At 37.3% G+C, this 13,478-nt stretch carries 10 protein-coding genes; 5 read left to right on the forward strand and 5 right to left on the reverse strand.

Annotation, left to right across the window (positions count from 1 at the left end; genetic code table 11):
- Positions 1 to 231 precede the first annotated feature (231 nt).
- Positions 232 to 2,742, forward strand: a complete 2,511-nt coding sequence (locus tag ABGT15_RS08040; protein WP_367230912.1) for a TonB-dependent receptor domain-containing protein — start codon at positions 232 to 234, stop codon at positions 2,740 to 2,742.
- A 71-nt stretch (positions 2,743 to 2,813) separates the two neighbouring features.
- On the opposite strand, the gene ABGT15_RS08045 is transcribed toward ABGT15_RS08040, so the two are convergent.
- Together ABGT15_RS08045 and ABGT15_RS08050 are read right to left on the reverse strand one after the other, a co-directional pair.
- Positions 2,814 to 3,479, reverse strand: a complete 666-nt coding sequence (locus ABGT15_RS08045; RefSeq protein WP_367230913.1) for a sterol desaturase family protein — start codon at positions 3,477 to 3,479, stop codon at positions 2,814 to 2,816.
- Between the two features lie 263 nt (positions 3,480 to 3,742).
- Positions 3,743 to 4,750 carry a 3-oxoacyl-ACP synthase III family protein gene (locus ABGT15_RS08050; protein ID WP_367230914.1) on the reverse strand — a complete coding sequence of 336 codons (1,008 nt, stop codon included), beginning with the start codon at positions 4,748 to 4,750 and terminating at the stop codon, positions 3,743 to 3,745.
- A gap of 189 nt (positions 4,751 to 4,939) precedes the next feature.
- Between ABGT15_RS08050 and ABGT15_RS08055 the strand changes: the two genes are divergently transcribed.
- Positions 4,940 to 7,354: a S9 family peptidase gene (locus ABGT15_RS08055; RefSeq protein ID WP_367230915.1), complete on the forward strand. Its 2,415-nt coding sequence runs from the start codon at positions 4,940 to 4,942 to the stop codon at positions 7,352 to 7,354.
- 49 nt (positions 7,355 to 7,403) lie between these two features.
- On the opposite strand, the gene ABGT15_RS08060 is transcribed toward ABGT15_RS08055, so the two are convergent.
- Entirely contained in the window at positions 7,404 to 8,345 is a 942-nt protein-coding gene (locus tag ABGT15_RS08060) for an ABC transporter ATP-binding protein (RefSeq protein ID WP_367230916.1), read from the reverse strand.
- Between the two features lie 131 nt (positions 8,346 to 8,476).
- On the opposite strand from ABGT15_RS08060, the gene ABGT15_RS08065 reads away from it, so the two are divergent.
- Positions 8,477 to 9,106 (forward strand): outer membrane beta-barrel protein, encoded by a 630-nt coding sequence (locus tag ABGT15_RS08065; RefSeq protein WP_367230917.1) that lies wholly within the window; start codon positions 8,477 to 8,479, stop codon positions 9,104 to 9,106.
- 60 nt (positions 9,107 to 9,166) lie between these two features.
- Here the strand turns inward: ABGT15_RS08065 and ABGT15_RS08070 are convergent, their stop codons facing one another.
- Both ABGT15_RS08070 and ABGT15_RS08075 read right to left on the reverse strand, forming a co-directional pair.
- Positions 9,167 to 9,862 carry an OmpA family protein gene (locus tag ABGT15_RS08070; protein WP_367230918.1) on the reverse strand — a complete coding sequence of 232 codons (696 nt, stop codon included), beginning with the start codon at positions 9,860 to 9,862 and terminating at the stop codon, positions 9,167 to 9,169.
- 13 nt (positions 9,863 to 9,875) lie between these two features.
- Positions 9,876 to 10,346 carry a lipocalin family protein gene (locus ABGT15_RS08075; protein WP_367230919.1) on the reverse strand — a complete coding sequence of 157 codons (471 nt, stop codon included), beginning with the start codon at positions 10,344 to 10,346 and terminating at the stop codon, positions 9,876 to 9,878.
- Positions 10,347 to 10,513: 167 nt separating this feature from the next.
- On the opposite strand from ABGT15_RS08075, the gene htpG reads away from it, so the two are divergent.
- Positions 10,514 to 12,391, forward strand: coding sequence for a molecular chaperone HtpG (htpG, locus tag ABGT15_RS08080; protein WP_367230920.1), 1,878 nt, complete (start codon positions 10,514 to 10,516; stop codon positions 12,389 to 12,391).
- 134 nt (positions 12,392 to 12,525) lie between these two features.
- Positions 12,526 to 13,362, forward strand: a complete 837-nt coding sequence (locus ABGT15_RS08085) for a hypothetical protein (RefSeq protein WP_367230921.1) — start codon at positions 12,526 to 12,528, stop codon at positions 13,360 to 13,362.
- Positions 13,363 to 13,478 lie beyond the last annotated feature (116 nt).

A 13,478-nucleotide genomic window follows, 5' to 3' on the forward strand; every position in this document is an offset into this window, starting at 1 on the left:
GAAAATCAGAAATTTAAAAACTGAAAATCAGCCGTTTATCGATTATAATTTACAATTGAAGATTTTTTGCAGAAAAAAGTGTAACAAATAATCATCTTTATAGTCTATATAACTACCTCAAACTTTTAATAATAAATTGTTAAATTTTGTATAAAAAAGTACCTTGCATTGCACATTAGTTTGGAATAAAGCTACTTTTGTAATACAAATCCATCAATCAAAACAAACAAAATGAAATTAAAACTTTTATTTGTGTGCTTATTAGCTTCCATTGGGTCGTTATATGCACAAGGCCAAATGACCTCTTCTGGGAATCCGGGAAGCATTTCAGGAAAGATTATCGATAAAACCACTAAAGAACCTATAGGGTATGCCTCTGTTTCCATCAAAGAGGGAGAAAAAGTTATCACTGGAGCCATTTCTCAGGAAAATGGAAATTTCGACATAAAAAATCTAGAATTAAAAAGCTACAAGCTTGAAATTCAATTTATTGGATACAAACCCTATTCTAAAGAAATAACTTTAACTGCCGGAGATAAATCTGTTAACGTAGGTACAATTGCCATTGAATCAGAAGCTACACAATTAGAAGGTGTAGAAGTAGTTGCGGAACGTTCTAGCATGGTACAAAAAATTGACCGTAAAGTGGTTAATGTCGGGAAAGATTTAGTAGCGTCGGGAACCACGGCTTCGGAAATATTAAACAATGTTCCAACGGTAAGCATTGATCCGCAAACTAAGGAATTAAGTTTAAGAGGAAATTCGAATGTACGCGTTCTTATTGACGGAAAGCCATCCAACATTGATGCAGCGCAACTTTTGCAGCAGATTCCGTCTTCCTCGATCAAACAAATCGAATTGATTACCAATCCTTCGGCAAAATACAATCCGGAAGGAATGAGCGGGATTATCAACATCATTTTACACAAGAATGCCAATACTGGTTTCAACGGAACAATCAATACTGGTGTTACTTTCGGAATCACACCGAAAACCAATTCGGCTTTGAACCTGAATTATAAAGTAGGAAAGGTAAATTTCTACACCAATTATGGTTACAATCATGGAATTAATGCTAATCATGGTTATGTAAACAGTTCTAATCCAGGACGTGAAAACCAACAAAATTTTGAATTTCGCAACCTTAACAACTCGCATTTGTTAAAATTAGGAATGGATTATTACATTAATGATCGCAATACGTTATCGGTATATACAAATCAGAACCTTACCCATAGTGACGGATTTGGTAAAACCACTATAGATTATTCCGGTGCTGCGAATAATGACAACCATCAATTGTTCATCAATGAAAACGAAAATAAAAATCAAACTTATGATTTAGTTTTCAAACATGATTTCACCAAAAAAGGCGAAACTTTAGAATTTCAGGCGAATTATTCCAAAACAAAAAACAACGAGAACACCAATTACAACAACTCGAGCATTGAATCAGACGGTGATCTGTTCATGGACGACACAACGTTAAACCTTGTAGATGGTGTAACGGATTACACACAGATTAATATCGATTATGTAAACCCGTTAACTGAAAAAACCAAATTGGAATTGGGTGCTGAAAGCAGAATTCAAACTACCAAAAATGATTTTATCGCAACCGTTGACGGTAACGAATACACCACACCATATACCTTTTCAAACGATTCGGATTACAACTTTAAGTTCAACAGAACAATAAGTTCCGTTTATGCAAATTTCGGAACAGAATGGAGCAGCAAATGGAGTTCTCAAATTGGTTTACGTGTTGAATATTATGACATTACGGGTGATTTTGAAAGAAATGAAAATCGTTTTCAGTCAAATTTAGTACCTCAAACTTCTTCGGAAAGTCTTAAAGATAAAGTAACGGATAATATTTTCACAGTATATCCTTCTGCTTTTGTTACGTATACGGTGAATGAGAAAAACTCCTTCAACTTTAATTATTCGAGAAGAGTGGATCGCCCAAGCATCGGACAAATCAGCCCGATTCGTGAATGGACCACTCCGTTGATGGAATCAAGAGGTAATCCTTCTTTAGAGCCGCAATTCACCAATTCGTTTGAAGTGAATTACACCCGAAACACAAAGCTAGGTTCTATTACTTCCGGGGTATTTTATAGACGAATTAGTGATGAGATTTCAAGGGTAGTGTATAATGATCCGAATGACGCATCAAACAACAGAAAAATTCTTTCGTTTGACAACTTCGACGACAACAATGCATACGGAGTGGAAACTTCTGCTAACTTAAAATTCACAAAATGGTGGGCCGTAAATGCAAGTGCAGATGCTTATTTTAAAACCGTTAGAGGTGCTGTGCAAAATGCCACAACCGGCGATTTGGAAAATGCAGAAGTAGATGTTACCACTTTTAACGCCAGACTGAACAATACTTTCACCGCAACTAAAAATTTACGTTTCCAATTATTCGGAATGTACAGAGGTCGCGATTTGAGCTTGCAGTTCGAAAGAAAATCGATGTACAAAATGGATATCGGAACTACTTACAACATTCTAAAAGGAAAAGGAACCATTACAGCACGTTACAATGACGTTTTTGAAAACATGCGTTTTGCATTCGACGGTAACATTCCTTACAGACAATATGGAGCTTTCTACTGGGAAAGTCAAACCTTCTATGTTGGTTTCAACTACATGTTTGGTGGTGGTAAAAATAAAGCAATGCAGCGCAAACAACGTGACGCCAACGAAACGCAAGGAAGCGGCGGAATGTTCTAAAAAAGAGTTTTTTTTCGATTTTATATTTAACCAAAAAACCTCAGAGCTTTATACTTCGAGGTTTTTTATTTTTATTTCTCATCAAACTTCAGTGCCTTCGCTTTTTCAGGTTCTTCTTTGTGTTTTCGTAAATCGAAAGTGGTACCAAAAACCTTATCCCAAAGGGTATTACTTACACCAAAACCTAAATGTTCGTTGCGGTAATGATGCATCTGGTGGTTGCGCCAAAGCGGTTTCATAAATTCAAAAGGCGGTTCAAAAGCGTGAATAGCATAATGCATGGAAGCATATAACAAATACCCCAGCATAAATCCCGGAAAAAAAGCCCAGTTATAGTCCCGCAACAACAAATAATGCAATCCAAAAAGTATAGTTGACAATATAAGACTCGGCACCGGCGGCATAAAAAGACGATCACGATCTCTGGGATATTCATGATGATTTCCATGCATCACATACGCTATTTTTTGCACGCGAATATTTTCACTTACCCAGTGAAAAATGTACCGATGCGCAATATATTCGAAAAAAGTCCAGTAAAGTATTCCGCCGAAAAAGAATAAAAATGTTGTCAGTGCCGGAATTTGGTAAATGAAATATGCCTTATAAATAAGGTAAGTCAGTATTGGAATGTATATACTCCAGATTAGGATTGGGCTTCCTTTGGTGAGCATTTCCAAATATTTGTTTTCAAATAACCTTGCCTGACCTTCGTTGTAAACTACTTTTCGTGCCATAATTTATTAATTATTAGAGGTTAATAACAAAAACTATGTCCTAAAATTAAAAAAATAGTTACAAAACCGAAAACCAGTTCATAGGATTTAACATACAGATTATCGATAAAAACTTAAAAAAGCAAAAAGAACCGCAGATTCGCAGATTTCAAGACCTAAACAATTATCAATAAAGCATTTACTACAATCGAATACAATAAAAAAAAACCGCAAATTCGAGAACAATCTGCGAATCTGCGGTATATTTTTTAGGACTATATAAATTACCAGCGAATAATAGCACTTCCCCAGGTAAATCCGGAACCGAACGCAGCCAAAACTACTAAATCGCCTTCTTTTATTTTCCCTTGTTCCCAAGCTTCGGTTAAAGCGATTGGAATGGAAGCCGCTGTTGTATTTCCATACTTTTGAATATTGTTGTGAACTTGCGAATCTTCCAGTTTAAATTTCTGCTGAATAAATTGCGAGATTCTTAAATTCGCCTGATGGGGAATCAGCATGTTGATATCGGAAACCTGCAAATTATTCGTTTGTAACCCTTCCATAATTACTTCACTGAAACGAACCACGGCATTTTTAAACACAAATTGTCCGTTCATGTATGGATAATAACTTTCGTCGTTCGGATCGTTATCGGCAATAATGTCGGTAACCCAACGTTTCCCCATTCCCGGAGCCTGAAGCGCTAATTCTTCTGCATGTTGTCCTTCAGAATGCAAGTGCGTTGATAAAATTCCTTTTGTTGTATCCTCAGTTCTTGACAAAACAGCTGCCCCCGCCCCGTCTCCGAAAATAACGGAAACACCGCGGCCACGCGTTGTCATGTCCAAACCAGTAGAATGCACTTCGGAACCGATAACCAAAATATTTTTATACATTCCGGTTTTAATGAACTGATCGGCTACAGAAAGTGCATATACAAAACCGGAACACTGATTACGAACATCAAGGGCACCAACGGTTTTCAACCCTAAATCGCGTTGTACCAAAACGCCCGGCCCTGGAAAATAGTAATCCGGACTTAATGTTGCGAAAACGATAAAATCGATATCCTCTTTGGCAACACCGGAACGCTCAATGGCAATTTTTGCAGCTTTAACCCCCATAGAAGTTGTCGTATCTTCTCCTCTTATTACATGTCTTCTCTCTTGAATACCCGTGCGCTCCTGAATCCACTCGTCATTGGTATCCATTTTTTTTGATAAATCGTCGTTGGTTACCACATTTTCGGGAACATAATAACCTAATCCTGAAATCTTTGAATGATACATTATTTTATTCTTTTATTAAAAATAGGGCTACAAATTTAAACATAATTACATCTTTTTTAAACAATACGCCTAATTTTTCGATTATATATAAAATCAATCGTTGAAAAAGATGAATTTAACAAAATATATAAAAAAATATAACAACAGAATCGTATTTTTAGACCCATATCCAAAACCAAATTATTAACTATGAACTTAAAAAACTGCTTTTGGCTTTTGTTGCTTGCTGGTTCCTCTTTATTTGCGCAGGAAAACCTAACGTATCAGAAACCATCCAAAGAAATTTTGGCATTGGCCGAATATGACAGAGCGCCGTCGGTAACTATGGATACCAAAAAAGAATGGATGCTTTTAACCTACCGCAATACGTATAAAACTTTAGACGATTTGAATCAGGAAGAAATGCGTCTGGCCGGTTTGCGAATCAATCCAATTACCAATATTTCAAGTACAGTTACCTATATCAATAACTTGAAAGTACGTAAGGTAAAAGATAAAAATGAAGTTCAGGTTTCAGGTTTACCAAGCAATCCGAGAATTACAAACCTTTCGTGGTCACCGGATGAGAAAAAAATTGCTTTCACCAACACAACCAATACCGGTGTGGAATTATGGGTTTTGGACATTGCTTCCGCGAAAGCGACAAAACTTACTTCCGATAATTTAAATGCCAATTTAGGTAACCCAATTAGCTGGTTCAGAGACGGGAAAAGCATTTTAGCAAAAACATTGGTTGCTAACAGACCGTCTTTAATCGACAGCAAAAAAGACTTACCAACTGGACCGACTACCTCAACCAGTGAAGGAAAAGCATCCCAAAACAGAACGTTTCAGGATTTACTGAAAAACAAAACCGACGAAACCAATTTTGAAACCCTGGTAACATCCGAATTGTACAAAATCGATTTAAACGGAAAAGCAGAATTATTTAAAAAAGCGGATTTATATGCCGGAGAATCGTTCTCCCCGGACGGAAATTACCTTATGCTGACAACCATTCAAAAACCATATTCATACATCGTTCCCTTAAGCCGTTTCCCGCAAAAAACCATTGTATTTGATAAAAACGGAAACGAAATTAAAGTCGTAAACGAAGTACCGTTAAACGAAATCATGCCGAAAGGTTTTATGGCTGTTCGTAAAGGAAAAAGAAGCATGAATTGGCGAAGTGATGTGCCGGCAACTTTATCGTTTGTGGAGGCTTTAGACAATGGAGATCCTGCCAACAAGGTAGAATACCGTGACGAAGTTTCTCTATGGAAAGCTCCCTTTTCAACGCAACCTACTTCATTGGTAAAAACACCGCAGCGTTACGCCGGTATCACTTGGGGTAATGATAATATAGCAGTGGTTTATGACAGTTGGTACGACACGAGAAACACAAAAACGTATTTAATTGACCCTTCTAATCCAAGTTTGACACCTAAAGTGATTTCCGATCGAAATTCTCAGGATATTTACTCCGACCCGGGTAATTTTGAAACCAAGAAAAACGAGTATGCCAGACAGGTTTTAGCTTTGGAAGGCGACAATGCATTTTTAATCGGTGACGGATTTACCAAAGAAGGGCAATTCCCTTTTATTGACGAATTTAACGTTAAAACACTGAAAAAAAAGCGTTTGTATCAATCGGCATTCAAAAATAAAAAAGAAGATATTTTATCGATTGAAGATTTCAAAAAAGGAGATGTTTTGGTACAAATTCAATCGCCTACGGAATTCCCGAATTATTACTTCCGCAACATCAAATCGAAAGATAAAGTGACACCGATTACTACTTTCAAAAACCCTTTTGAAAGCATCAAAAATGTATACAAAGAAGTAATCAAATACAAACGTAAAGATGGTGTAGAATTAACCGGAACCTTATATTTACCGGCTAACTACGACCGAAAAGTGAAGAAAGAAAAATTGCCTTTACTAATTTGGGCGTATCCAACGGAATTTAAAGACAAGAATTCTGCCGGGCAATCGAGTCAGAATCCAAATGAATTTACGTTCCCGAATTATGGTTCATTTGTATATTGGGTAACTAAAGGCTACGCCGTTTTAGATGATGCGGCTTTCCCAATTATCGGTGAAGGCAAAACGGAACCGAACGATACATTTATCACGCAGTTGGTAGACAATGCAGAAGCAGCTATTAACGCTGTGGACAATTTAGGCTACATCAATCGTAAAAAAGTAGCTGTCGGCGGACACTCCTATGGTGCTTTCATGACCGCTAACTTATTGACACACTCCAACTTATTCGCTTGCGGAATTGCTCGAAGCGGTGCCTACAACCGTACGCTAACGCCTTTCGGATTCCAGAGTGAACAACGTAATTACTGGGAAGTTCCAAACATTTACAATGGAATGTCGCCTTTCATGACCGCAGAAAAAATGAAAACTCCTTTATTATTAGTTCATGGAGATGCCGACAACAATCCGGGAACATTTACACTTCAAACCGAACGTTACTTTCAGGCATTGAAAGGTTTAGGCGCACCGGTAAGGATGGTACTTTTACCTAAAGAATCGCACGGTTATGCGGCTAAAGACAATATTCTACACTTGCTTTGGGAACAGGATCAGTTTTTGGAAAAATATTTGAAGAATTAAGCCCTGCCCTATAAATGTAAAGCCTGAAGAGTTGAACCTTCAGGCTTTTTTATGACAACATTAAAGTTACTTCCTTATTGTGTTCCAGCTCGGCATCATGCTCAAAGAAAATGGCTTTTCCACCCAAAGCGGCTTTAATAAGATAATGGCTTCCTTTAAAATAAGATTGTTTTACGACAACTTTCATAAACCCGTTTTCCACTACTTTTAACTGATGTGGGTATAGAAAAAGGAGCTTATCTTCTTCATTCTCTATCAGTTGTGAAAGTATAATTTCATTCACTTCTCCAAAAAGCGAAGCACTGTATTTCGATTTCGGATTCAGATAAATTTCCGAAGATGTACCTTTATCAAGCAACTGACCATTTTTCAAAACTATCGTTTCATCCGCAAAGGAAAGCGCATCCACACTGTCATGCGTAGCGATTAAAACTGTAATCTCTTTGGCTTTCAGATAGGCAAACAAATTTCTGCGAAGCGCATTTTTTCGAAAATTGTCAATATGACTAAAGGGCTCGTCCAACAGTAACACTTCCGGTTCTAACGCTAAAACTCTTGCTAAAGCCACACGCTGCTGCTGGCCTCCGCTTAAAAATTGTGCTTTTACATTGGCATATTCAGTCATTTCTACGATTTCAAGCAATTCGGCGATACGCTCTTTTTTCTCTTCGGGGTAAAAATTAGAGAGGTATTTTCCAACATTTTCAGCCACAGTGATGTAAGGCATCAAATCAAAATCCTGAGCCAAGTATTTCATAAAAGGCATACCGGGTACCAGATTATATTTCGGTCCGGTTACTTCTGTATCTTTCCAGAAAATCTGCCCTTCATTTAAATCGTATAATCCGTAAATCAGTTTGAGAAGCGTACTTTTCCCACAGCCGCTTTCGCCAATAACAGCAACATTCTTACCGTTATCGATTTTAAAATTGATGTTTTGAATAATCCTCTTTTCTGAATATCCGAAAGATATTGATTGTACCTGAAGCATTGTAATATTTTAAAATGCAAAATTAAGCCCTAATTTCATAAACCTTACATTATTTGAAATATTTTAAAGATAACCTTTCTTAAATTCAAAAGTTTATAGTTAATATTGCAAAAATTTTAACCTACTTAAGCATGTTATTATCAGTTAAAAAATTGACTTTCTTTCTGTTATTGTGCAGCTCTTTTGCTTTTGCCCAAAGCCCTTATGGAGGTTTCAGCATAGATGCTAACTATGGAATATCAGGAGTGAAAGACCCAGGGTTGAGTGACTTTTCCCACTTTGACTTCGGTGTCAGGTATATGTTTGACGATACTTGGGGTGTGAAATTAGATTATGGACAGGACAAATTCCGAACACAGGAAGCTCCGGTCGAGAAAGGAATTAATACATCCAGAATTTCCATTCAGGCTTTTAGCAATCTGACCAATCTTATAGACAGCAGAAGTTACTTCTACAGCCGTACTTTCAACCTATACGCACATGCTGGTGCTGGATATTCCATGCAAAAATCCGTAACTATTCCGGAAGGCGGAACAGACGAAATAGGGCATGTTATTTTTGGGATCACACCACAAATTTCCCTTACAGACAATTTGGCAATTGGTGTTGATGCTACCGGAATTATCCATTTTTCGCAACATTACTGGTTTGACGGAAGCTACACTTACAACAGTCCTGAATTTAACGGTTCTCCTAATGCCACATCAACGTTTATCTATAATTTTACCGTAGGTCTTTCTTATACCTTCGGCGAACGATAAAATAAAAATAAAAAAAATCCCAAACTAAAAGTTTGGGATTTTTTTTATTGACTATACGGTTTATTGACCCGCTTCTTTTTTAGCTTCTTCCACCATTTTGGCATTGGCCGTAATGGCAAATTCCACACGACGGTTTTTTGCTCGACCGGCGTCGGTTTCATTATCTGCAATAGGATCTGCCTCTCCCATTCCGATGGTTTTAAACCTTGATCCCACCAATCCTTTACCGGCTAAATAATTTCGTACTGCCGCCGCACGCTGATCAGACAAACTCAAATTGTACTCATCTGAACCTTTGCTATCGGTGTAACCAAAAATCTGAATATCGGTATCTGGATATTCCTTGAAAACCGGAACCAATTTATCCAGATTTTGTTTTGCTTTTGCCGTTAAAGTAGCCTTGTTAAAATCGAAATTAACCGAATTTTCCCCAAGTACCAATTTAATCCCTTCGCCTACTCTTTCCACTTCAACACCCGGTAAAGCCTCTTTAATCTCACGGGCCTGTTTGTCCATCTTGTTTCCGATTAATCCTCCGGCAACACCACCGACAACACCACCAATTACAGCACCTAAAGCACCTTTTCCGCCTTTACCTAAATTATTCCCTAAAATCCCTCCGATTACAGCACCTCCTGCTGCACCAATTACGGCGCCTTTTTGAGTATTATTGGCATTTTTCACAGCATTACAGCTTGTAAAAACAGTAGTGGATGCCATCATTATTGCTAAAACACATATGCTTACTTTTTTCATAATCTCGTTATTTTTAGTTAATTCTTTCAAATTGATATACCAAATCTGAAGTATTTCCCCCTACGTTAACTTTATCAATTAACTGAAATGAATTTTCAGTCTGATTGGCTACTCGTAAAACATAGCCGGAAGAGGTGTGCTTTGCTTTTATTCCTTCCGTTAAAAACTTCATCACGATATTCCCTTCCTTATTGATAAACCATGTAATTTGACTCCCATAAGTAACACACTTACTGTTGCTCAAAGCCATTTCGCCTTTGTTGTTATTCGATACAAATTTCCATTGACTGTTTACAAAGCATTGCGCATCGGCAATATTGAAAGACGTAACCTTAAAATACTCCGATCCGGGATATGTAACCGACGAAATTTTCCAGTTTCCTTTTAACATCACTTCCGATTTCATGTCCAGTTTTGTTGCCGGATTACTTTTACAACCTGCAGCAAAAACTACAACCATAATTAAATAAACAAGTTTCTTCATGATTCTATTTTTTAATGTACTTACAAATTTAACACAATTATTCAGCAACTTTCCACAGTGAACAGAAATTATAACATAATTTTTACGTCAATTTGTCAGTCATTTTGGTTTGGTATTTTATTTGAAATGGAAGCTATAATATCTTTTAAATTTAAAATTCATAACATATGACAACAGGAAAAATTAATGTTTCGGTTGAAAACATCTTTCCCCTAATCAAAAAATTCTTATACAGTGATCACGAAATTTTTCTTCGTGAATTGGTTTCCAATGCAACTGACGCCACACTGAAACTAAAGCACTTAACGAGTATCGGTGAAGCAAAAACAGAATATGGCACACCAATCATCGAGATAAAAATCGATAAAGAAGGTAAAAAACTTCACATTACCGATCAAGGTTTAGGAATGACCGCTGAAGAAGTTGAAAAATACATCAATCAGATTGCCTTTTCCGGAGCCGAAGAATTTCTGGAAAAATACAAAGACACGGCTAAAGATTCCGGAGTAATTGGACATTTCGGACTAGGATTTTATTCGGCCTTCATGGTAGCTGAAAAGGTGGAAATTATCACGAAATCACACAAAGACGAACCGGCAGCTCACTGGATTTGCGACGGAAGCCCCGAATTCACTTTAGAACCACACTCCAAAACCGAAAGGGGAACTGAAATCATCCTTCACATTGCAGAAGATTCTCTGGAGTTTTTAGAAGAACGAAAAATTAATGAACTGTTGGTAAAATACAACAAATTCATGCCAGTACCTATTAAGTTCGGAACCCGAAAAGAACAAAAAGCGTTCGGAGTTGGCGAAGATGAAAAAATGGAGGAAATTGAGATAGACAATATCATCAACAACCCATCTCCGGCCTGGACTAAACAGCCTTCCGATTTAACAGAGGACGATTATAAAAACTTCTACCGTGAGCTGTACCCGATGCAGTTTGACGAGCCGCTTTTCAACATCCATCTGAATGTAGATTACCCATTTAATTTAACCGGAATTCTGTATTTCCCGAAAATGTCTGCCGATTTGCAAATTCAGAAAGACAAAATTCAATTGTATCAGAATCAGGTTTTTGTAACGGATAATGTGGAAGGTATTGTACCGGAATTCCTAACCATGCTAAAAGGGGTTATCGATTCACCGGATATTCCGCTAAACGTGTCCCGCTCGTATTTACAGGCTGACGGTGCTGTAAAGAAAATTTCAAATTACATTACCCGAAAGGTTGCCGATAAATTAAAATTATTGTTTACCGAAAACCGCGAAGATTTCGAACAAAAATGGAACGACATCAAAATTGTTCTGGAATACGGAATGTTGTCAGAACCGAAATTCTATGAAAAAGCTGGTGCATTTGCATTATATCCAACCGTAGACAAAAAATACTTTACATTGGATGAACTGAAAGAAACGCTTAAAGAAAACCAAACGGATAAAGACGGTAAACTTGTAGTATTATATGCTTCTAACGAAGATGCTCAACACAGTTATATCGATTTAGTCAAAGAGAAAGGTTATGAAGTTGTACTGTTGGATTCGCCAATTGTTTCTCACCTGATTCAAAAACTAGAGGCCGACAACGAGAACTTAGTTTTCACCCGTGTAGATTCGGATCATGTGGATAACTTAATCCGAAAGGATGACAATCAGCTTTCCAAATTATCGGATGAGGAAAAAGAAAACCTTAAAACGGTAGTGGAAGAGATCGTTCCTAAAGCTACTTACACTGTACAATTGGAGGCCATGGACAGTAAGGCTGCGCCATTCATTATTACACAACCGGAATTTATGCGCCGAATGAAAGAAATGAGTCAAACCGGAGGCGGTATGTTCGGCATGAATAAATTCCCTGAAATGTACAATCTGGTAGTAAATACAAATTCGGATTTGGCTACGACTATCATCAGTGAAAAAGATAAAACAACTCAGGAAAGTTTAGTAAAACAAGCGTTGGATCTGGCAAAACTCTCGCAAGGACTTTTAAAAGGAGAAGATTTAACCGCTTTCGTAAAAAGAAGTTTTGATCTGATCAAATAAAAACTAAACAACATCTATAACAAAACCCGTCAGTAAAAACTTTCGGGTTTTATTTTTTTTACATTTTCTTAAGTTTTCTTTTAAACCTTTTTAACTTTTTTGCATCTAAAGAGTAAACGATAAAACTTAGGATTATGAAAAAATTCAGATTGCAACTACTAAGCGGATTACTTATAGCGTCTGTATTTATGGCGTCTTGTGTAAAAGAGGAAACCGAAAACCCAGTAGTCGACCAGAAATTAATGATTGCGTCGGCGGAAATTGATTTTACCAACGAAGCAGATTTCAATCTCGGAAACGATGTAGCCAGTGAAAATTCCAGTTATTCGAGTAGAGGTTCGGACAATTTGGGACGCTTTCCAGATTGTGCCACAGTAACCGTAAACAATACGACTCCCGGAGTGTTCCCAAAAGTCATTACTATCGACTTTGGTACAGTTGGATGCTTGTATAACAACATTACCCGCACTGGTGTTTTAACCATCACGCTTTCTGGCTATTTGATGAACAATGGCAGTGTAATGACCATCGAGCGTTCCAATTATTATGTAAACGGAAGACACGTTGAAGGTACCGTTACCTATGTTAATGAAACTACGAATCCGGAAACCCCACAATGGAACAGAACCATTACCAACGGAAGAATTACCAATTTAGCCGGAGAAGTATTTACACATTCCGGAACGAGAACTGTAAAAATGGTGGAAGGTATCAGCACATTAGCGTTAGGTGATAACGTTTATCATATTCTTTCCGGAACACATACCGTACACAGACCCAACGGTACTTCACTTACGGTAACCGTTTTGGAAACTTTGGTAAAACGATATGCCTGTAACTACATTTCTCAAGGAAAATTAATTTTAGACGGCACCTACCTGGACGGCGTTTTAGATTATGGCACAGGAACCTGTGATAATCAGGCAACGTATACACACTCAAACGGTCAAACGTATGCCGTCAATCTGTAATTTCAAACTTTTAATAGCTAAGAATCCCAATCGGTTTGATTGGGATTTTTTTTAATAACTTCGGAACAATAACAAACGTGAAACCTTCAATTTTTCAACAATACATTGTAGCTTAA

Source organism: Flavobacterium enshiense, from assembly GCF_040750275.1.
GTDB classification, from domain to species: Bacteria; Bacteroidota; Bacteroidia; order Flavobacteriales; family Flavobacteriaceae; genus Flavobacterium; species Flavobacterium enshiense_B.

Coding starts and splice junctions, on each gene's coding strand:
- ABGT15_RS08040 (WP_367230912.1), top strand. CDS start 232: ATGAAATTAAAACTTTTATTTGTGTGCTTATTAGCTTCCATTGGGTCG.
- ABGT15_RS08045 (WP_367230913.1), bottom strand. CDS start 3,479: ATGGCACGAAAAGTAGTTTACAACGAAGGTCAGGCAAGGTTATTTGAA.
- ABGT15_RS08050 (WP_367230914.1), bottom strand. CDS start 4,750: ATGTATCATTCAAAGATTTCAGGATTAGGTTATTATGTTCCCGAAAAT.
- ABGT15_RS08055 (WP_367230915.1), top strand. CDS start 4,940: ATGAACTTAAAAAACTGCTTTTGGCTTTTGTTGCTTGCTGGTTCCTCT.
- ABGT15_RS08060 (WP_367230916.1), bottom strand. CDS start 8,345: ATGCTTCAGGTACAATCAATATCTTTCGGATATTCAGAAAAGAGGATT.
- ABGT15_RS08065 (WP_367230917.1), top strand. CDS start 8,477: ATGTTATTATCAGTTAAAAAATTGACTTTCTTTCTGTTATTGTGCAGC.
- ABGT15_RS08070 (WP_367230918.1), bottom strand. CDS start 9,862: ATGAAAAAAGTAAGCATATGTGTTTTAGCAATAATGATGGCATCCACT.
- ABGT15_RS08075 (WP_367230919.1), bottom strand. CDS start 10,346: ATGAAGAAACTTGTTTATTTAATTATGGTTGTAGTTTTTGCTGCAGGT.
- htpG (WP_367230920.1), top strand. CDS start 10,514: ATGACAACAGGAAAAATTAATGTTTCGGTTGAAAACATCTTTCCCCTA.
- ABGT15_RS08085 (WP_367230921.1), top strand. CDS start 12,526: ATGAAAAAATTCAGATTGCAACTACTAAGCGGATTACTTATAGCGTCT.